The sequence below is a fragment of the Vibrio sp. SCSIO 43136 genome, from assembly GCF_023716565.1.
In the GTDB taxonomy this organism is placed as follows: domain Bacteria; phylum Pseudomonadota; class Gammaproteobacteria; order Enterobacterales; family Vibrionaceae; genus Vibrio.
Genome location: NZ_CP071848.1, coordinates 1,133,474 through 1,153,222, shown reverse-complemented (window position 1 = coordinate 1,153,222; position 19,749 = coordinate 1,133,474). Strand labels below are relative to the sequence as shown.

Genomic DNA, 19,749 nt, shown 5'->3' with positions numbered 1-19,749 from the left:
AGTTGGCGTTGCGACATTACACAGATTTGATGTAAAAAAAAGCAGCCAATTCAGGCTGCTTTGTCGATTTGTTAGGCTTTGCTTTCCGCTTTAGGCTTCTTGCGTTTGTCGGTAATTTCCCATTTACCGTCAATGTATAGCGCAGTCCAGCCTGATGGCTTACCGTTTTCTTCTGAGCGAACATAGTTCTCTTTGGTCTTACGACTAAATCGAACCACGGTCGGACGACCGTCTGGATCCTCAGTAGGTGCGGTTGTCAGGTACTTGAACTTATCAGAAATACGTTCTTTGTACTGCACAAGCTCAGCGACAAGCGGCGCACGTGTTTCACGCGATTTCGGGAAGTTACTTGCTGCCATAAACAGACCTGACGCACCATCGCGAAGTACAAAGTACGCATCTGAGTTTTCACACGGAAGCTCAGGGAAGTGCACTGGGTCTTCTTTTGGTGGAGCGACTTCACCGTTTTTCAGGATTTTACGCGTGTTTTTACAATCGGCGCTGGTACAGTCCATGTATTTACCGAAGCGACCGTTTTTCAGCTCCATGTCAGAGCCACACTTGTCACATTCAACGACAGGGCCATCGTAACCTTTAACTTTGAACTCACCTTTTTCAACGATGTAACCATCACAGTTCGGGTTGTTACCACAAACGTGTAGCTTACGCTTTTCGTCAATTAGGTACGCATCCATCGCCGTTTCACACTTAGGACAACGCTTTTTCGCACGTAGTGCTGCAGTTTCAACGTCTTCTTCAAGTACGTTGATGATGCCCTCTTCGTCACCTAGGTTGATGGTTGTCTTACAACGCTCTTTAGGTGGCAGTGCGTAACCAGAACAGCCCAGGAATACGCCTGTTGATGCAGTACGGATGCCCATATTACGACCACAGGTCGGACACTCGATGTCTGTTTCAACAATGTTGTTTGGACGCATGCCGCCTTCTGCTTCATCCAGTTCAGCCTTTTCTAGATCTGAAGTGAAGTCTGCAAAGAAGTTATCCAGTACGCCTTTCCATACCGCTTCACCTTCAGCGATCTGGTCGAGTTTCTCTTCCATACGCGCGGTGAAGTCGTAGTTCATCAGGTCATTGAAGCTATCATCAAGACGGTCTGAAACGATCTCACCCATCTTTTCAGCATAGAAACGACGCTGCTCAACTTTTACATAGCCACGATCTTGGATGGTTGAGATGATTGATGCGTAAGTCGATGGACGACCAATGCCTTTCTTCTCAAGCTCTTTAACTAGCGCCGCTTCAGTGAAGCGTGCTGGTGGCTTGGTGAAGTGCTGCTTTGGATCGAGCGCTTCAAGCGTTAACTTGTCGCCGATTTGTACCGCAGGCAGGATCTGATCTTCATTTTTACCCAGTGGACGCTGTACTCGAGTCCAACCATCAAACTTAAGGATTCGACCTTTCGCCTTTAAGGTAAACTCCGCAGCTTTCACACTTAGTGTCGTTGAATCGTACTTCGCAGGTGTCATCTGACAGGCAACAAACTGGTTCCAGATTAGCTGGTAAAGTTTGTGAGCGTCCGCTTCCATACCTTGTAGGTCATCAACTTTTACTTCAACGCTTGATGGACGGATCGCTTCGTGCGCTTCTTGCGCACCCTCTTTGCTACCGTATTTTAGCGGTTTCGCTGGTAGATAATCATCACCAAACTCAGAACCGATAAAGCCACGTACCGCGTCTACAGCCTCTGAACTCAAGTTAGTCGAGTCAGTACGCATATAAGTGATGTAACCCCCCTCATAGAGGCGCTGAGCCAGCATCATGGTCTTCTTAACACCATAGCCTAGACGAGTACTCGCCGCTTGCTGCAGTGTTGAGGTGATGTATGGTGCTGATGGCTTACTGCTGGTTGGGCGATCTTCACGCTTACAAACTTCGTAGTCAGCGCTTTTAAGTACCGTAACCGCTTCGTCGGCCTGCTGCTGGTTCACTGGCTTAAACGCCGAGCCGTTCTTCTGCGCCACTAATAGTCGGAAGTCTGCTTGAGATGCCGTTTTGGTGTCAGCATGGATATCCCAGAACTCTTCAGGGATAAATGCGTTGATCTCACGCTCACGTTCAACCAGTAGCTTCACGGCTACCGACTGTACACGACCTGCTGATAGACCACGCGCTACTTTTTTCCAAAGTAGAGGTGACACCATAAAGCCCACAACACGGTCCATAAAGCGACGTGCTTGCTGAGCATTAACACCATCCATGTTCAGCTCGCCCGGAGTTTCGAACGCTTGTTGGATAGCATTTTTGGTAATTTCGTTGAATACAACGCGCTTGTAACGTTCTTCATCGCCACCGATGATCTCACGAAGGTGCCACGCAATAGCTTCTCCCTCGCGGTCCAAATCGGTTGCGAGATAAACGTGGTCAGCGTCTTTCGCAAGTTTCTGTAGCTCCGCAACGACTTTTTCTTTACCCGGCAGGATCTGGTAGTTAGGTTCCCAGCCATTGTATGGGTCAATGCCCATCTTTTTGATCAGTGCTTTGCGATCTTTTTCTTTCTTGATACGAGCTTTCTCTTCAGGGCTCATACCCTTGGTTGAAATGGCCGCAGCTTTCGTGCCGCTGCTCTGGCCAGCCGTAGGCAGATCACGTACGTGACCCACACTCGACTTTACAATGAAGTCTTTGCCAAGGTACTTGTTAATAGTTTTCGCTTTGGCAGGTGACTCCACTATTACTAGAGATTTACCCATATTGACTCAATCGTCCCCATTAGACTGCGCAATTTAGCGCATACCATACTGATACGTTTCTTCTTTTTTTACTATTGTGCGAGTTTTCGAGAAGGTCAACCTGTTTTTGACAAATCGCTCTCAACTGCTCGTCTCATCAGCAATGAAAACACTATCGGCAGAAATTAAACGCCGCCATACTAATGATTCATCAATAGATAAACTAGAGAAATAGACGGTTATTCGTGATTGCTCACAAAAACTCTTATTATTGTTACCCTCAAAATCAGGCGCTTGTCTAGCCCTGTTAGCGACACTCTTTTATTCGTCCAAGGTGTTAGAGACTTGAATTTTTCTTGTTGGCGAGTTAAAAATGCGCCTAAATCTGCAAGCCAATGCTTGCATGACAAAATTAACTACCTTTTGAGTAAAGCAGAGAAAGATTATGAGTGAAGCTAAGAAAGCAATTAGCGAATTTGACCTACTTCTAATTGCCAACAATGTAATGCAAGAGCACGATGACTACATCGACGGAATGCGTGCTGACTCTGTAGAAGAAAAAGAAGGCGTACTGATTTTTAAAGGCAATTTCTTTTTAGATGACAAAGGCCTGCCAACAGAGAAAACTACCGCAGTTTTCAACATGTTTAAGTATCTTGCGATTCAGCTTTCTAAAGAGTTTACGTTGAAGGGTTAAAGGGATTAAGGGCTAAAGGTTCGAAAACAAAAAATTAACCATTTTTTGATTTTCCCTTTAGCCCTTAGGCGCAGCCGTTCCTTTAACCCTTAGGCGCAGCCGTCCCGCCCTTCAACCCTTCCAGCTTATCAAAATAATCCGGGAACGTCTTAGACGTACACTTAGGATCATTGATAGTCACAGGCGTATCGCTTAACGCCACCAGTGAGAAGCACATCGCCATACGGTGGTCATCGTAGGTATCGATTGCAGCATGAGTTAGCTGCTTAGGTGGGTTAATGATGATGTAATCTTCACCCTCTTCCACTTCTGCACCCACTTTACGCAATTCTGTCGCCATCGCTGATAGACGATCAGTCTCTTTTACGCGCCAGTTGTACACGTTACGGATTGCGGTCGTGCCTTCGGCAAACAGAGCTGTCGTGGCGATAGTCATTGCTGCATCAGGGATGTGGTTGTAGTCCATATCCACTGCCTTCAGTTCGCCTTTACGAGAGATCACGTAGTCATCTCCCCACTCAATTTCAGCACCCATTTTCTCAAGAGCATCGGCAAATTGAATGTCACCTTGGATACTGTTTTTACCAATACCAGTAACCTTGATCTCGCCACCTTTAATTGCAGCAGCAGCCAAGAAATAAGACGCCGATGAAGCATCGCCTTCCACTAAGAAATCACCTGGTGCTTGGTAAATTTGACCCGCTTTAACCACAAAACGTTTGTAATCTTGGTTTTCGACCTCAACACCAAATTGCTTCATGATATGCAAAGTAATATCGATGTATGGCTTAGATACCAATTCGCCTTCAATCTCAATTTCGATATCCCCTTGAGCCATTGGCGCTGACATCAAGAATGCCGTAAGGAACTGGCTTGAGATCGAGCCATCAATCGACACTTTTCCGCCTTTGAGACCTGTGCCTTTGATCTTAAGCGGTGGGAAACCATCGTTTTCAAGGTATTCAACATCTGCTCCAGCATCGACGAGTGCGTCAACAAGGTGGCCGATTGGACGCTCTTTCATGCGAGGCTCACCAGTGAGTACGTACTCACCACCGCCTAAGCAAAGTGCGGCAGCTAGTGGACGCATTGCGGTACCTGCGTTGCCAAGGAACAACTCTAAAGCTTGCGGTGCATCGAATGCTCCAGCTAAACCTTCGACTTCACAGACTGTTTTGTCTTCGGAAAGCTGGTAGCTCACGCCAAGCTTTTCCAAAGCATTCAACATATGACGAATATCGTCACTGTCTAACAGGTTAGTTAAACGAGTCTTACCGTTTGCTAGCGCAGCGAGCAGCAAAGCTCGGTTAGAAACACTTTTAGAGCCGGGCAAGTTAACTTCACCGGATACGACTTGGATAGGTTGTAATGTCAGGCTTTCCATTGATTTGTATCATCCTTTGTACACCTGTAATTAATAATTTACAGGCACGCTAAAATTTTTCGTTTTTGCAGACTAGCCAAAAACATGAGACTTGGCTAGGGGGTAAAGCCAATTGACCCTAACTTTTCTTAAGGCAAATACTTCACCCTCCATTTTCGATGAGGTTATCGGATAAATATTGGTCACTCGAGCGCCTAGTAGCTACGATCGACACGAACATAGCCATCAAAATATAAAATTCTTACCTTGTCGCCACTTTCAAACAGCATGTTGCGGTCAACGTCTTGAATAACATTAATCAGTTCATCTTTCTTAGTTTCGATCAGCAACTCGACCAGCTTGTGTTCCACTTTATAGACGCTCGGGCCTTGATTACTGGCAATATGCGCCCCCGCCAGCGCACCGACTACCGTCGCGACTTCTTTACCATGTCCTCCACCAAATTGGTTGCCAATCAGACCACCTATGGTCGCCCCGGCGAGCGTGTTCCAACCACTTTTTTGCGATTCGACAATCTCTTGCTGGGTGATATACCGCACGGTTTGTATCTGACCAAAAACCACCTCTTTTACCGGCTGTGCTTGATTTCTCTGATAGGCTGCGGAACAAAAAACTGGTATAACCAGTAACATAAGTAGCCACTTTCGCATTTCACTTCTCCAAAAAACTGTCAAACTTAAAGCATGAAAATTTACTTGCCCGAACTGGCACCTAATAGTGTGCTATTCCCACCAACCCATGAAGCACTCGCCGAACCCGACGGGTTATTAGCAATGGGTGGAGATCTCTCACCAAATCGTTTACTTGCAGCCTACAACAAGGGCATATTTCCTTGGTACAGCGCCGACGAACCGATTTTGTGGTGGTCACCGAAAATTCGTGCTGTGTTTGATCCTAAGACCTTCAAACCATCAAAAAGTCTTAAAAAGTTTTTGAAAAAGTCGAATTACGATATTTCAATCAATCGAGCAACTGACCAAGTGATTGAACGATGCGCTAATACCCGCACCGCCCAAGAAACCTGGTTACTGCCTGAAATGCGCAAAGCTTATCAGCAGTTGGCCAACCTTGGGCGAGTTCACTCCGTTGAGGTATGGCAAGATGAGCAACTGGTGGGTGGTTTATATGGCGTATCCGTTGGAAAAATATTTTGTGGCGAATCTATGTTTAGCCTGGCAACGAATGCCTCGAAGGCGGCGCTGTGGTACTTCTGCCATCATTTTGCTAAGTCTGGCGGAGAGCTCATCGATTGCCAGCTAATGAACCCGCATCTTGCATCTCTAGGCGCTCAAGAACTGCCTCGCGAAGAATTTACTCAGTATCTAATCGATCTAGGTGAACTAAGCTTAGAAAAGCGCTGCTATGCACCGCAGCAACTGCCTAATCCAATCCACTCGGAGAGTTGATGAAGAATAAAGATCAAACCCTAATTCGCATAGGGCTGACAGAAAATCATCCCTGTAGCTATTTGGACGATCAACAAGAACGAGTGGCTGTGGTCATGGATCAAGCCCTCCACACTAATGGCGGATATGAGTTACTGATGGCGAATGGTTTTCGTCGCAGTGGTAACACCATATACAAGCCGCAATGCGATGAATGCAGCGCCTGTGAATCACTTCGAGTCAATATTCCTGATTACCAACCAAGTAAAAGTCATAAGAGATTGATAAAGCAAGCCAGTCGTGTTGAATGGCAGATGAAACCGACCTTGGACGATGACTGGTTTGAGCTTTATGAGCGATACATCAATGCCAGGCACCAACAAGGCAGTATGTATCCCCCAAAAAAGAAAGAATTTGAAGAGTTCTCGACAAATCAATGGCTCACGACTCAATACCTCCATGTGTACTTAGATGACAAACTGGTGTCGGTGGCTGTTACTGACGTAATGGACAACTGCGCTTCAGCGTTTTACACCTTTTACGACCCAGATTGTGAGATATCCTTAGGCACACTCTCGGTTCTGCTCCAGATCGCCTACTGCAAACAAGCGTCAAAACAGTGGCTCTATCTTGGCTACCAAATCGATCAATGCCAAGCTATGAGCTATAAAGTACGCTTTAAGCCTCATCAAAGGCTAGTAAATCAGATGTGGCGAGGGTAGAATACGCCGCAACTTTACTTTTTTCTTTTTTAACGGCAGAATTCGTTCGTTAAAAAATTGCCAATTTTCAAAGAGGGTTAAATGGCCAAAGAAGACGTAATTGAGATGCAAGGCACTGTCCTTGACACTCTTCCAAACACTATGTTCCGTGTAGAGCTAGAAAACGGTCACGTAGTAACTGCACACATCTCTGGTAAAATGCGTAAGAACTACATCCGTATTCTTACTGGTGACAAAGTAACTGTAGAGATGACTCCATACGATCTATCTAAAGGCCGTATCGTCTTCCGTGCGCGTTAATCTGCAGCATTAAAACAAAAAGCGGAGCCTAAGTGCTCCGCTTTTTGTTGCTTGCCACCTAGAGCTCTCTTCTAGCGGGCAAAAAAATGCCCACCTTGAGGTGGGCATTGTCATTCTGTTCAGTTTAAACCTTAGTGGATTGCTGCTTCTTTCGCTTTATCCACGTAATGGAAATCTAGTTCTCCATCTTTCAAGGTTACCCTCACGGTACCGCCATTGACTAGTGAGCCAAACAACAGCTCATTGGCAAGTGGCTTCTTCAAGCTGTCTTGGATAACACGACCCATTGGACGAGCACCCATTGCCTTGTCATAGCCTTTCTCAGCCAACCAATGACGAGCATCTTGCGATACTTCCATTGAGACTCCACGAGAGTCCAGCATGGCTTGCAGCTCAACAATGAACTTATCAACCACCAAGCTGATAACTTCTTCATCCAAGCTGTTAAACCAGATGATGTTATCCAAACGGTTACGGAACTCAGGAGTGAATACCTTCTTGATCTCACCCATAGCATCAAAGCTATGATCTTGCTGAATAAGACCGATAGATTTCTTCTCTGTCTCTGCCACACCTGCGTTAGTTGTCATCACCAAGATAACATTGCGGAAATCGGCTTTACGGCCGTTGTTGTCCGTTAACGTGCCGTTATCCATCACTTGTAGCAACAAGTTAAAGATATCTGGGTGAGCCTTCTCGATTTCGTCAAGCAGAACCACCGCATGCGGGTGTTTGATCACGGCATCTGTCAATAGACCACCTTGATCGTAGCCAACGTAACCTGGAGGTGCACCAATCAAGCGGCTAACAGAGTGGCGTTCACCGTATTCCGACATATCGAATCTAAGCAGCTCAACACCTAGCAGTTTGGATAGCTGAACTGTCACTTCAGTTTTACCTACCCCTGTTGGGCCTGCAAACAAGAATGAGCCAACAGGTTTGTTATCGGCTCCCAAGCCAGCACGGCTGAGTTTGATAGCTTCAGACAACACTTCGATGGCTGGGTCTTGTCCAAACACTAGCATCTTCATCTTGCCTTCTAGTTTGGCAAGAATATCTTTATCCGTTGAAGAGACGGACTTTTCAGGGATACGTGCCATCTTAGCGACCATGGTCTCGATGTCAGAAACGCCGACAGTTTTCTTACGGCGACTGGCAGGAACTAAGCGACAACGTGCCCCAGCTTCATCGATAACATCAATCGCTTTATCAGGCAGATGACGCTCATTAATGTACTTGGCAGACAACTCTACTGCTGCACGCAAAGCTTGCTTGGTGTAGCGAACTTCGTGGTGAGCTTCGTATTTTGGTTTCAGACCCATCAAAATCTTGGTGGTGTCATCGAGCGATGGTTCAACCACATCGATTTTCTGGAAGCGACGTGAAAGCGCTCGTTCTTTGTCAAAGATGTTGCTGTACTCTTGATAGGTAGTTGAGCCGATACAGCGAAGTTTGCCACTACTTAGTAGAGGCTTAATCAAGTTTGCAGCATCCACCTGGCCACCGGACGCAGCCCCTGCACCAATGATGGTGTGGATCTCGTCAATGAACAATACCGCATCGTCTTCTTTTTCAAGCTGACGCAAGATGGCTTTGAAACGTTTCTCAAAATCACCACGGTACTTGGTGCCCGCCAATAGTGAACCTATGTCTAACGAATAGATCACGCTATCTTGGATCACTTCTGGCACTTGACCTTCAACGATGCGCCACGCTAAGCCTTCGGCAATTGCGGTCTTACCTACCCCAGCTTCGCCCACCAATAATGGGTTATTTTTACGACGACGGCAAAGCACTTGGATGGTACGTTCAAGCTCTTTATCGCGGCCAATCAGTGGGTCGATGTTACCTTTCTTAGCTAACTGGTTAAGGTTGGTGGCAAAGTTCTCTAAACGGTCTTCAGAGCTTGCCTCTTCGCTCGCTTGCTCCTCACCAAACATGCCAGATTGGTTATCGTCTTCTTCACCCGATTGCGGTGACTTGGTAATCCCGTGCGAAATATAGTTAACAATATCAAGACGGCTGATGTCGTTTTTCTTGAGCAAGTAAGCCGCATGGGACTCTTGCTCACTAAAGATGGCCACCAGCACATTCGCACCGCTCACTTCGCTGCGCCCAGAGGACTGAACATGGAAAACTGCGCGTTGAAGGACGCGTTGGAAGCTTAGCGTCGGTTGCGTTTCTCGGGTTTCGTCATTTTCAGGAATGAGAGGTGTTGTTTGATCGATGAATGCGTCAAGTTCTTTACGCAATACGTCGAGGTCTGCTTGGCACGCTTTTAACGCTTCCTGAGCAGCCTCATTGTCTAACAGAGCTAATAACAGGTGTTCAACCGTCATAAACTCATGACGCTTATCCCTAGCTCGGGCAAACGCACTGTTGAGACTGGATTCTAATTCTTTATTCAGCATAAGTACCTCCCCAAAGAACAACTAAGTTGTTCAAGCAAACATTACGCTTGCTCCATTGTACATAACAGTGGATGCTCATTTTCCTTTGCATACATGGTGACTTGCGCCACCTTGGTTTCCGCAACTTCCGCCGTAAATGTTCCGCAGATTGCTTTGCCATCGTAATGCACTTTGAGCATCACTTGCGTTGCTTTTTCCAAGTCCATGGAAAAAAAACGTTCAAGAATTTCAATAACAAAGTCCATCGGGGTGTAATCATCGTTATTTAAAATTACGTTGTACATCGCCGGTGGACGGACTTTAGTTTCTTCTTTCTCCAGTAGATCTGAGTCTGGAGTGACCCATTGATATTGTTTACTCATGGTATCTATGAAATTCCGGTGTTTAAGACTCTTGTGAGGTCTTTGAAACACTCTACATTTAAGACTAATGCAGCAATTGTATCCCTGCAAATAAAACATTGCTATCGGTGACCTTCAAAGAAATGCAAGTGGTTAAAAAATAACGCAGTTGGATCTTTGACCTGGGTGTGATGTAACACGTTGAAAGTGTGGCCTTAGTTATAGAAATGTTAATCTCAAAACTGAAAAGTTTGTGGAAATGTTGATATTTATCACCCAAAACTATTGACTAGTGAAACTCATTGACTAAATTGTGTTCTGATGCTTTGAAATTTCCTTTCTGTGAATTGATATGCATCACATAAATAAAGCATGCCCACAGCACGATGCTCGGCATGTTAGATGTATCACCATCAGTCAGTGAACAAATGCAATGAGGGATGTAACGCATGGCTACAGGTACAGTAAAATGGTTCAATAACGCCAAAGGGTTTGGGTTTATTTGTCCGACAGGTGAAGATGGCGACATCTTTGCGCACTACTCCACCATCCAAATGGATGGCTACCGCACACTCAAAGCAGGCCAAGTAGTGAATTACGAAGTAGAGCAAGGGCCGAAAGGTTACCACGCAAGCTCGGTAGTCCCGGTAGAGGGCGAAGCAGTAAAATAATTTCCAGCTCTCAATTGAGCTAACACTGATCTGTAGGCGATGCGACGCAAATTAGCGGACACCATCTCTTTTTGATTAGTAAACGAAACCCGCACTTGCGGGTTTCTTTGTTTCTACGTCTTAGCTTATTAAATAAAAACGCCTCTCCGAGCTGGAGAGGCGTCTATGCATCAATTAATACTTACATTTACAAAGCATCAACAATAGCGTTTAGCGCTTCACTTGGACGCATTAGCGGAGCAACCTTGTCATCGCTCAGTGCGTAGTAACCGCCTAGGTCACCTTGGACGCCTTGCGCATCATTAAGTTGCTTAACGATAACTTCTTCGTTTTCTGCCATGGCTTTAGCTACCGGAGCAAATTGTGCAGACAGCTCTGCATCAACGCTTTGCTCTGCAAGTGCTTGTGCCCAGTAAGTCGCTAGGTAGAAATGGCTACCGCGGTTATCTAGCTCATTCACTTTACGCGACGGTGACTTATTATTATCTAGGAACTGACCTGTCGCTTTATCAAGTGCGTCAGCCAGTACTTGCGCTTTGGCGTTGCCCGTCACTGTGCTGAGGTGCTCTAGAGACGCTGCTAGTGCTAGGAATTCACCTAGTGAGTCCCAACGTAAGTGGTTTTCTTTTTGTACCTGTTGAACGTGCTTAGGCGCAGAACCACCAGCACCTGTTTCAAACAGACCACCACCATTCATCAACGGAACAATAGACAGCATCTTCGCAGATGTACCTAGCTCAAGGATTGGGAACAAATCCGTTAGGTAATCACGTAGTACGTTACCCGTCACCGAAATCGTATCTAGACCTTCTTTGATGCGCACTAGAGAGAACTTAGTCGCTTCTAGTGGTGCAAGGATCTTGATTTCTAAACCTGATGTATCGTGATCCGGCAAGTATGCGTTTACTTTCTTGATCAGTTCTGCATCGTGTGCACGATTTTCATCTAGCCAGAAAACTGCTGGAGCACCTGTTGCTCGTGCACGAGTCACCGCCAGTTTCACCCAATCTTGGATAGGTGCATCTTTCACCTGACACATGCGGAAGATATCTTCCTGACCAACTTCTTGTTCAATTAGAACTGCACCAGAAGCATCTACAACACGTACAGTACCCGCTTCAGGTAGGATGAACGTCTTGTCATGTGAGCCGTATTCTTCGGCTTTTTGCGCCATAAGGCCAACGTTTGGCACACTACCCATAGTGGTTGGGTCAAATGCACCATTTTCTTTACAGAAGTCGATGACCGCTTGATAAACACTTGCGTAGCAACGATCTGGGATCATCGCTTTAGTATCTTTTAGCTTGCCATCTGGGCCCCACATTTGACCAGAAGAGCGCAGCATTGCAGGCATAGATGCATCAACAATTACATCGCTTGGCACGTGAAGGTTAGTAATGCCGCGATCAGAGTCAACCATTGCAAGCGCAGGACGAGTCTCGTATACCGCTTCTAAAGCAGCTTTGATTTCATCTTGCTGCTCTTGTGGCAATGAAGTGATTTTAGCGTAAACATCACCCACACCATTATTAGCGTCCACACCCAGCTCTTCAAACAGCGCAGCGTATTTCTCAAACACCTCTTTGTAGTAAACTTTAACCGCATGGCCAAAGATCACTGGGTCTGAGACTTTCATCATGGTCGCTTTCATGTGCAGAGATAGCAATACGTCTTGCTGTTTCGCTTCTTCGATTTGCGCTTCGAAAAACTCAACCAACGCTTGCTTGTTCATCACTGACGCATCAATGATCTCTTTTGCTTGTAGCGCTAGACCTGATTTCAGAACGTTCTTCTCGCCAGCGGCGTTTGTAAACTCGATAGAAACCGTGGTTTCGCTGTCGATAGTCACTGATTTCTCGCTTCCGAAGAAATCTTTACCCGTCATGCTTGCAACGTGTGATTTAGAATCTGCACGCCAAGCACCCATTGAATGTGGATTTTTCTTTGCGTAATTCTTTACAGACAGAGGAGCGCGGCGATCAGAGTTACCTTCACGTAGCACTGGGTTTACCGCACTGCCTTTGATTTTGTCGTAAGTTGCTTTGATCGCAGCTTGCTTTTCATCAGCAGGCTCTTCTGGGTAATCAGGAAGTGCATAGCCTTTTTCTTGAAGTTCTTTAATCGCGGCTTGCAACTGAGGGATAGATGCAGAAATGTTCGGCAGCTTAATAATGTTTGCTTCTGGTGTTTTAGCCAGTTCACCAAGCTCTGTCAGAGCATCGCCAATGCGTTGCTCTTCGGTCAGAAACTCTGGGAAGTTAGCGATAATACGTCCAGCCAGTGAGATGTCTCGTGTATCTACGGCAATACCAGATGAAGCAGTGAAAGAGCGGATGATTGGCAACAAAGAGTAAGTTGCTAGCGCTGGCGCTTCATCAGTAATGGTATAAATGATAGTAGGCTTGCTAGTTGGCATGAAATTTCCCTATTTATTCAACAGTCCCTATTGGATGAAAAACAGGTCTGTTTTATGTCTATCGGTAACCAGTCTCTTTCCACAGCATCCGGCTGTGGCACACATCTCATCCTTAAATCTGGTCACGAGTTTTTTGCGAACAAACACCTGTTTATCATATTATTTAAAAGGTGTCGCCTTTAGGACTTAATCGAACGTAGCCAATACGATGACTAAGACCTCTTATATATCAAACACCTAAAACTAAAATTACAAGGTTATTGGTGCTTATAGTTAATCTAGGCGGCAAAATCATAGCTTAAATGCATGATAAATTAAACTTACAACCACATTACATTTACATTTTTGCAAGGTAGTTAACATGTCTTTCCGCTCTCGTAGCCTTAGTCCTCGTCCCGACAAATCGGCGAAAAAAAGCAGTTTTAAACAAGGCTCAGGTAAACCAAGCGGGAAACCACGACGTCAAAGTCGTCGTAAACCAGCCAATGAAAACAAACCGACAGTAAAACCAGAAGATAGAAAAATCATTCTATTTAACAAGCCATTCGATACACTCAGCCAGTTTACTGATGGCGAAGGTCGTAAGACGCTTGCAGACTATATCCCAATAAAAGACGTTTACGCTGCGGGTCGTCTAGACCGCGATAGTGAGGGCTTAATGGTGCTCACCAACGACGGTATTCTTCAAGCCAAACTCACCCAGCCAAAATCAAAATCTGCAAAAACTTATTGGGTTCAAGTCGAAGGTGCGCCAAGCGAGACGGATTTACAAAAACTGCGCGACGGTGTTGAACTTAAAGATGGACCAACGCTACCCGCAGAAGTCGAGATCATTTCAGAGCCTGACGTCTGGGAACGTACGCCTCCAGTACGCTTTCGTGCAGCGATCCCAACCACTTGGCTGGCTATCACTATTATTGAGGGACGTAATCGACAAGTGCGCCGTATGACTGCCAACATTGGCTTCCCTACTCTACGACTTATTCGCCATTCAATGGGACAATGGCAGCTAGGCGATCTAAAGTCGGGTGAATGGAAAGAAGTGACTCTTTAAATAGGGCGTGTTGACCTTTCGAGGCCGAATTTTGTTCAATCTAGATGGGTTCTGAGCAAGGGATGAGGAACGTGGCATAGTTATTCTATGTGAGAGACGAATGACGCAGCGCAGGAGCCATCTAGATGAACCCTTCGGGCAGTGTTTGTCAGCCCTTTCTCCTGCGTTATCACATATTTGTATAGAATGACTATACGGCATATGTGCTGCCTTGGACAAAGAGCTGACAAACGCTGCAAAAATGACCTCGAAAGGTCAACACGCCCTAATGTTGGTCGTAAAAACAGCAAAAACGAAAGATTAAACTGTGATTGAGCTCTCGGATCTGTCGTCTTGGATTTCTTTCTGCTAGAATCTGCGTCCGAGTAAATTTAGTGGTAGAGAACCATGTCAGATAACAGCAAAAAGAAAGTGATTGTCGGTATGTCCGGCGGTGTTGACTCATCCGTTTCTGCGTATCTTCTTAAGCAGCAGGGCTATCAAGTTGAAGGCCTGTTCATGAAAAACTGGGAAGAAGACGATAACGAAGAGTACTGCACGGCAGCGGAAGATCTCGCTGACGCACAAGCTGTATGTGACAAGCTAGGTATCCACCTACACACTATCAACTTTGCTGCTGAATACTGGGACAACGTATTTGAGTACTTCCTAGCGGAATACAAAGCAGGTCGTACCCCAAACCCAGATATCCTGTGTAACAAAGAGATCAAATTCAAAGCATTTCTTGAGTTTGCCGATGAAGTGCTTGATGCAGATTACATTGCGATGGGCCATTACGTGCGTCGCAGCTTCCCGACAGCAGAAGGTGAAAAGCCACAAATGCTGCGTGGTGTCGATGGCAACAAAGACCAAAGCTACTTCTTGTACACGCTAAGCTCAGAGCAAGTAGGCCGCAGCCTATTCCCTGTGGGTGAGCTAGAGAAACCAGAAGTTCGCCGCATTGCAGAAGAGCAAGATCTCATCACCGCGAAGAAGAAAGACTCCACGGGTATCTGCTTTATCGGTGAACGTAAGTTTACTGACTTCCTATCTCGCTACCTTCCTGCGCAACCAGGTAAGATCGAAACCCCAGAAGGTGAAGTGATCGGCGAGCATATGGGTCTGATGTATCACACCCTTGGTCAGCGTAAAGGTCTACACATCGGCGGCCGTAAAGGCGGTGGTGGTAATGAAGACCCTTGGTACGTGGCAGAGAAAGACCTGAAACGTAACGTGCTAATCGCAGTCCAAGGTGCAGACCACCCGCTGCTGAAGTCAAACGGCTTGTTCGCTTCTCAACTGCATTGGGTTGATCGCGAGCCAATTCGTGAACCACGTAGCTGCACAGTGAAAACTCGTTACCGCCAAGAAGATATTCCGTGTACTATCATCCCGGTTGATGACGAGAACATTAAAGTTATCTTCGACGAACCTCAAGTTGCAGTAACACCAGGTCAATCAGCAGTCTTCTATGACGGTGAAGTGTGTCTTGGTGGCGGCATCATTGAGAAGCGCATTTAACACATTATTTTATTAAGGAGTTTCCTAAGTGGCTAATTCACTCTACGACCGTACTATCGCTTTCGCTGGCATGTGCCAGGCTGTTGCTCTTGTGCAAAAGATTGCGAAAGATGGTGATTGTGATTCAGACGCCTTTGAAACTTCGATTAACGCTATTCTAAATACCAATCCTCGCAATACCTTGGATGTATTTGGCAGTGAAGCTCAGCTAAAAACAGGACTTGAGTGTGCTATCAATGGTATCGATAGTACACCAGCAGGTAGCGAAGTCACTCGCTACCTTATCAGCCTAATGGCATTAGAGCGCAAGCTTTCTGCTCGCCGTGATGCCATGTCCCAGCTGGGCGATCGAATTCAAATGGTACAACGCCAGACTGACCATTTCGATCTTTTTGATGAGCAAATGATCAGCAACATCGCCAGCATTTACCTTGACGTGATAAGCCCAGTTGGCCCACGTATTCAAGTGACTGGTACCCCATCTGTATTACAGCAAACCTCCAATCAACACAAAGTTCGTGCGCTATTGCTTTCAGGCATCCGCTGCGCCGTGCTATGGCGTCAGACTGGTGGTAAGCGTCGTCATCTGATTTTTGGCCGCAAGAAAATGCTTGAGCAGGCCCAAATTCTTTTGGCTCGAATCTAAACCCCTACTTAACTTAATCAGGAGAATAACATGGAACTGTCAGCATTGACTGCTGTTTCACCGGTAGATGGCCGCTACGGTAGTAAAACGATTGCGTTACGCAGCATCTTTAGTGAGTATGGCCTCCTAAAGTACCGCACTATCGTTGAAGTACGTTGGCTACAGAAGCTTGCAGCAACAGATGCAATCACAGAAGTGCCTGCATTCAGCGCTGAAGCAAACCAATTCCTTGATAACATCGCTGCTAACTTTAGCGAAGAAGATGCTGCTCGCATCAAAGAGATCGAGCGCACTACCAACCACGACGTTAAAGCGGTTGAGTACTTCCTAAAAGAGAAAGTGGCAGACATGCCAGAACTGCACGCTGTGAATGAGTTCATTCACTTTGCATGTACTTCTGAAGACATCAACAACACTTCACACGCTCTTATGCTTAAAGAAGCGCGTGAAACGGTTATCCTGCCTGAAATCCGTAACATCATCGATGCGATCAGCGCTCTAGCTGAAGAGTACCGTGATATCCCACTTCTATCTCGTACGCACGGTCAGCCAGCTTCTCCATCAACGATGGGTAAAGAAATGGCAAACGTTGCTTACCGTATGGAGCGTCAATACAAGCAAATCGCTGATGTTGAAATCCTAGGTAAGATCAACGGTGCTGTAGGTAACTACAACGCTCACCTATCTGCGTACCCAGAAGTAAACTGGCACCAGTTCTCTGAAGAGTTCATCACTGAATCTCTAGGCGTAACTTGGAACCCGTTCACGACTCAAATCGAACCACACGATTACATCGCTGAACTATTTGACGCTATCGCACGTTTCAACACCATCCTAATCGACTTCGATCGTGACGTTTGGGGTTACATCGCACTAGGTCACTTCAAGCAGAAGACTATCGCTGGTGAGATCGGCTCTTCAACAATGCCGCACAAAGTTAACCCAATCGACTTCGAAAACTCTGAAGGTAACCTGGGTCTTGCGAACGCTGTATTTGGTCACCTAGCACAGAAACTGCCTATCTCTCGCTGGCAGCGCGACCTAACTGACTCAACGGTTCTACGTAACCTAGGTGTTGGTTGTGGCTACGCTATCATCGCTTACACTTCTACTCTGAAAGGTATCAGCAAGCTAGAAGTTAACCGTGAAGCGCTACTGGCTGAACTAGACCAAAACTGGGAAGTATTGGCTGAGCCTGTACAAACAGTAATGCGTCGCTACGGAATCGAGAAGCCATACGAGAAGCTAAAAGAGCTAACTCGTGGTAAGCGTGTTGACGGCGAAGCTATGCGTAACTTCATCGACGGCCTTGAGCTTCCGGAAGCTGAGAAAGCTCGTCTAAAAGAGATGACGCCAGCAAACTACATCGGTCAAGCAATCGAGCTGACTGATACGCTGAAAGGCTAATCTAGTCTACTGCAAGCAGTCTCTATCTAAGCCACCCAAACATGGGTGGCTTTTTTCTGACTGGAAATTGGCGGACGCTTAGCTGCAAAACCATTAATAGTAAAAAAGCCCACAGCATAAATTGCAATGAGCTTTAACTGAGTGTGTAGCTGCAGGTTGAAACGAATTCTAATAAGTTACGGAAATCGTCTGTTTTGCTAGGGTACTATCAGCGCCGTTACTAGTACCAAACAGGTAAATATCGTATTCGCTGTCTCGCAACTCTGGTGCACGAGCGCTTAACAGGGCTTGGATAGAAGGCAAAGTGACCTCTCCCACTTTTTCACCTTGGCTTGGTTTCACTTGCCACTGGGCAACACTGTTCGTCTCATCCAAATCAGTTCGGGCATAAACCCAGCCACGACTAGAAGCTTGCGGACTATCCCCTTTGCGGTACACCGCAATCCATTGGTCGGCATTGTTTGTCGCATGTGCCCATTTCATTGGGAGTGGTGCTTCAAAAGCAATAGCTTGTCCGCCATTCACCTCAAAGCTCGGCTCGGGTGGCAATTCAACACTGATCACCTTTTCGATATCATCCATAGAGATGGATTTAGCTGCATATACCTTGGGAGAACCTGCAACGTTCGAGAATATTCTCAACTGTAACTTATGCTGGCTCTTCTTGAGCTGCTGAAGATATTCATTGGATACATTGATCGCTAGAGGGTGATCATCCGAAGGCTTTTCAATGATCTGCTTGATCCCACCTGAACGACTTGACGCAGAACCTGCATGACAGGTGACATGAACAAAATAATCACGACCACTTTCTATATATGAAGACCAGTTTTGAATATTAAACCCTACGATGAGGTCCGAGCCGTCGGTCGCCAGTTGTAGATTGTCGAAACGAGGGTTGAGGTCAAGGCTTTTAGCCGTACTCACCTGACCCGGAGTTTTAATCGTAAAGCTCGCAGAATACCAAAGGTGATCTGATGGGAACTCCTTAACATCAGAGCCATAAGTGGGTTCACCGTTGACGACTTTCAAACCTTCATGTGGCTCGTAAGTTTTGTAAACACTTGGGTCTTCTCCATCTACAGGGTGAAAATGGTCAGAATAGCGAGGCCCTACAAACGCAACGCTATCGAGTGTCATTTTAGCCGCATTCTGGTTGTAGTAGATAAAGTCGATACGGTCGCGGTCATCAATCTTTCGAGTACAGCCTTTTATCACCGCTGCCGACTTAGTCCAGCTTTCGTCGTTGCGCACAGGCCAAGTGATCCCGGGAAACTCATTCGCATTTGGATAGAGTTTACGGAAGGTATCAACGAATCCTGCTTGGCGAACAATTCGGTGAGAGCTGAAATCATAGCTAGAACCATTGCGATCGAATCGTTGATTATTTTGCTTCCAATCTTCACCGGTCGGTTCATTAAAATCACCACCAATGATCACTGGAGTCCCTTTTTTCAGGTAAGGTTCAACCGTCTGGTTTTGATGCTCAGCCTGCTCAGGTCGGTAAGACTGAGCGTTGTAGTTATCGAGTTGGTCGCCAAATTTATTGGCAGCACAGTTAGCATGAGGCGCACTGGTATTGCCATCGAGGCCACGTGGCTCGACCGCAGTGTACTGTTTCCAGTCTAGGTGATTATCCCAAACAACCACTTCTCTACCATTAACGTCCAATACTGCCCCGACCTGGCCACCGCGGTCTCGGTTACGATCTTCCTCACGGCCATAGAGCACCTTAACGATAGGAAACTTTGACAAGATACCTACTGACGCATCTTCTTCATGACCTTGTACAAAGTACATACCGAGATCTTCAGCAAGACGAGCATTCACACCATCAGATTCCTGAGTCAAAATAACGTCGGCATTGGCATGTTGCATTTCCGCTAAGCCTTGATCATAGCCCTTATCAAGGTCATGCCATAAGTTTGCACTTAACACTTTAACTCGCGTGTTAAAGGTTTTGTCGGTGGTCGAGTTAGAAGACTCCTTATCACATCCGATTAAGGCAACAGCGCACAATGTAGCGACGAGCGTTTTTTTCACAATACTACCTATAGTTTCATGTTCAACAAGATTGTTAAACGTCATACTAAGGTAAGGTTGTGACAGTATGGCTTACCAATGC

Annotated in this window: 16 protein-coding genes; 9 read left to right on the top strand and 7 right to left on the bottom strand. The window is 46.1% G+C overall.

Going from position 1 to position 19,749, the window contains the following annotated elements; translation table 11 throughout:
- Positions 1-71 precede the first annotated feature (71 nt).
- Positions 72-2,711, bottom strand: a complete 2,640-nt coding sequence (topA, locus tag J4N39_RS05430; RefSeq protein ID WP_252022813.1) for a type I DNA topoisomerase — start codon at positions 2,709-2,711, stop codon at positions 72-74.
- Between the two features lie 424 nt (positions 2,712-3,135).
- Here topA and J4N39_RS05425 point away from each other — a divergent pair, with 424 nt between their 5' ends.
- Entirely contained in the window at positions 3,136-3,387 is a 252-nt protein-coding gene (locus J4N39_RS05425) for a YciN family protein (protein ID WP_252022812.1), read from the top strand.
- Between the two features lie 82 nt (positions 3,388-3,469).
- On the opposite strand, the gene aroA is transcribed toward J4N39_RS05425, so the two are convergent.
- Together aroA and J4N39_RS05415 are read right to left on the bottom strand one after the other, a co-directional pair.
- Entirely contained in the window at positions 3,470-4,771 is a 1,302-nt protein-coding gene (gene aroA, locus J4N39_RS05420) for a 3-phosphoshikimate 1-carboxyvinyltransferase (protein WP_252022810.1), read from the bottom strand.
- Between the two features lie 194 nt (positions 4,772-4,965).
- On the bottom strand, positions 4,966-5,421 hold the full coding sequence (locus J4N39_RS05415) for an outer membrane lipoprotein (protein ID WP_252022808.1): 456 nt from the start codon (positions 5,419-5,421) through the stop codon (positions 4,966-4,968).
- 33 nt (positions 5,422-5,454) lie between these two features.
- Here J4N39_RS05415 and aat point away from each other — a divergent pair, with 33 nt between their 5' ends.
- From aat to infA, 3 genes are all read left to right on the top strand, one after another.
- Positions 5,455-6,177: a leucyl/phenylalanyl-tRNA--protein transferase gene (aat, locus tag J4N39_RS05410; protein ID WP_252022806.1), complete on the top strand. Its 723-nt coding sequence runs from the start codon at positions 5,455-5,457 to the stop codon at positions 6,175-6,177.
- Complete coding sequence (locus tag J4N39_RS05405) at positions 6,177-6,878, top strand: arginyltransferase (protein WP_252022804.1); 702 nt, start codon at positions 6,177-6,179, stop codon at positions 6,876-6,878. The genes aat and J4N39_RS05405 overlap by 1 nt, the downstream gene beginning before the upstream one ends.
- Positions 6,879-6,959: 81 nt before the next feature.
- On the top strand, positions 6,960-7,178 hold the full coding sequence (infA, locus tag J4N39_RS05400; RefSeq protein WP_001040192.1) for a translation initiation factor IF-1: 219 nt from the start codon (positions 6,960-6,962) through the stop codon (positions 7,176-7,178).
- Between the two features lie 131 nt (positions 7,179-7,309).
- Here infA and clpA read toward each other — a convergent pair whose 3' ends face one another.
- Positions 7,310-9,589 (bottom strand): ATP-dependent Clp protease ATP-binding subunit ClpA, encoded by a 2,280-nt coding sequence (gene clpA, locus J4N39_RS05395; RefSeq protein ID WP_252022803.1) that lies wholly within the window; start codon positions 9,587-9,589, stop codon positions 7,310-7,312.
- A 41-nt stretch (positions 9,590-9,630) separates the two neighbouring features.
- Entirely contained in the window at positions 9,631-9,951 is a 321-nt protein-coding gene (clpS, locus tag J4N39_RS05390) for an ATP-dependent Clp protease adapter ClpS (RefSeq protein ID WP_252022801.1), read from the bottom strand.
- 428 nt (positions 9,952-10,379) lie between these two features.
- Here clpS and cspD point away from each other — a divergent pair, with 428 nt between their 5' ends.
- A complete protein-coding gene (cspD, locus tag J4N39_RS05385) occupies positions 10,380-10,601 on the top strand; it encodes a cold shock domain-containing protein CspD (protein ID WP_252022799.1) in 222 nt (73 codons plus the stop codon).
- A gap of 187 nt (positions 10,602-10,788) precedes the next feature.
- On the opposite strand, the gene J4N39_RS05380 is transcribed toward cspD, so the two are convergent.
- Entirely contained in the window at positions 10,789-13,017 is a 2,229-nt protein-coding gene (locus J4N39_RS05380; protein WP_252022797.1) for an NADP-dependent isocitrate dehydrogenase, read from the bottom strand.
- 361 nt (positions 13,018-13,378) lie between these two features.
- On the opposite strand from J4N39_RS05380, the gene J4N39_RS05375 reads away from it, so the two are divergent.
- The 4 genes from J4N39_RS05375 to purB all read left to right on the top strand — a co-directional run bounded on the left by J4N39_RS05375 (position 13,379) and on the right by purB (position 17,624).
- A complete protein-coding gene (locus J4N39_RS05375) occupies positions 13,379-14,071 on the top strand; it encodes a pseudouridine synthase (protein ID WP_252022795.1) in 693 nt (230 codons plus the stop codon).
- Between the two features lie 387 nt (positions 14,072-14,458).
- Complete coding sequence (mnmA, locus tag J4N39_RS05370; RefSeq protein WP_252022794.1) at positions 14,459-15,571, top strand: tRNA 2-thiouridine(34) synthase MnmA; 1,113 nt, start codon at positions 14,459-14,461, stop codon at positions 15,569-15,571.
- 28 nt (positions 15,572-15,599) lie between these two features.
- Positions 15,600-16,217 carry a high frequency lysogenization protein HflD gene (hflD, locus tag J4N39_RS05365; protein WP_252022792.1) on the top strand — a complete coding sequence of 206 codons (618 nt, stop codon included), beginning with the start codon at positions 15,600-15,602 and terminating at the stop codon, positions 16,215-16,217.
- Between the two features lie 30 nt (positions 16,218-16,247).
- Positions 16,248-17,624 (top strand): adenylosuccinate lyase, encoded by a 1,377-nt coding sequence (gene purB, locus J4N39_RS05360; RefSeq protein WP_252022790.1) that lies wholly within the window; start codon positions 16,248-16,250, stop codon positions 17,622-17,624.
- A 168-nt stretch (positions 17,625-17,792) separates the two neighbouring features.
- Here the strand turns inward: purB and J4N39_RS05355 are convergent, their stop codons facing one another.
- The gene (locus J4N39_RS05355) at positions 17,793-19,667 is read right to left on the bottom strand and encodes an endonuclease/exonuclease/phosphatase family protein (RefSeq protein ID WP_252022789.1); all 1,875 of its coding nucleotides are present in this window, start codon (positions 19,665-19,667) and stop codon (positions 17,793-17,795) included.
- Between the last annotated feature and the right edge of the window lie 82 nt (positions 19,668-19,749).

What these genes read in the sequence shown, in the direction of transcription:
- topA (WP_252022813.1), bottom strand. Translation starts at nt 2,711, where the DNA reads ATGGGTAAATCTCTAGTAATAGTGGAGTCACCTGCCAAAGCGAAAACT.
- J4N39_RS05425 (WP_252022812.1), top strand. Translation starts at nt 3,136, where the DNA reads ATGAGTGAAGCTAAGAAAGCAATTAGCGAATTTGACCTACTTCTAATT.
- aroA (WP_252022810.1), bottom strand. Translation starts at nt 4,771, where the DNA reads ATGGAAAGCCTGACATTACAACCTATCCAAGTCGTATCCGGTGAAGTT.
- J4N39_RS05415 (WP_252022808.1), bottom strand. Translation starts at nt 5,421, where the DNA reads ATGCGAAAGTGGCTACTTATGTTACTGGTTATACCAGTTTTTTGTTCC.
- aat (WP_252022806.1), top strand. Translation starts at nt 5,455, where the DNA reads ATGAAAATTTACTTGCCCGAACTGGCACCTAATAGTGTGCTATTCCCA.
- J4N39_RS05405 (WP_252022804.1), top strand. Translation starts at nt 6,177, where the DNA reads ATGAAGAATAAAGATCAAACCCTAATTCGCATAGGGCTGACAGAAAAT.
- infA (WP_001040192.1), top strand. Translation starts at nt 6,960, where the DNA reads ATGGCCAAAGAAGACGTAATTGAGATGCAAGGCACTGTCCTTGACACT.
- clpA (WP_252022803.1), bottom strand. Translation starts at nt 9,589, where the DNA reads ATGCTGAATAAAGAATTAGAATCCAGTCTCAACAGTGCGTTTGCCCGA.
- clpS (WP_252022801.1), bottom strand. Translation starts at nt 9,951, where the DNA reads ATGAGTAAACAATATCAATGGGTCACTCCAGACTCAGATCTACTGGAG.
- cspD (WP_252022799.1), top strand. Translation starts at nt 10,380, where the DNA reads ATGGCTACAGGTACAGTAAAATGGTTCAATAACGCCAAAGGGTTTGGG.
- J4N39_RS05380 (WP_252022797.1), bottom strand. Translation starts at nt 13,017, where the DNA reads ATGCCAACTAGCAAGCCTACTATCATTTATACCATTACTGATGAAGCG.
- J4N39_RS05375 (WP_252022795.1), top strand. Translation starts at nt 13,379, where the DNA reads ATGTCTTTCCGCTCTCGTAGCCTTAGTCCTCGTCCCGACAAATCGGCG.
- mnmA (WP_252022794.1), top strand. Translation starts at nt 14,459, where the DNA reads ATGTCAGATAACAGCAAAAAGAAAGTGATTGTCGGTATGTCCGGCGGT.
- purB (WP_252022790.1), top strand. Translation starts at nt 16,248, where the DNA reads ATGGAACTGTCAGCATTGACTGCTGTTTCACCGGTAGATGGCCGCTAC.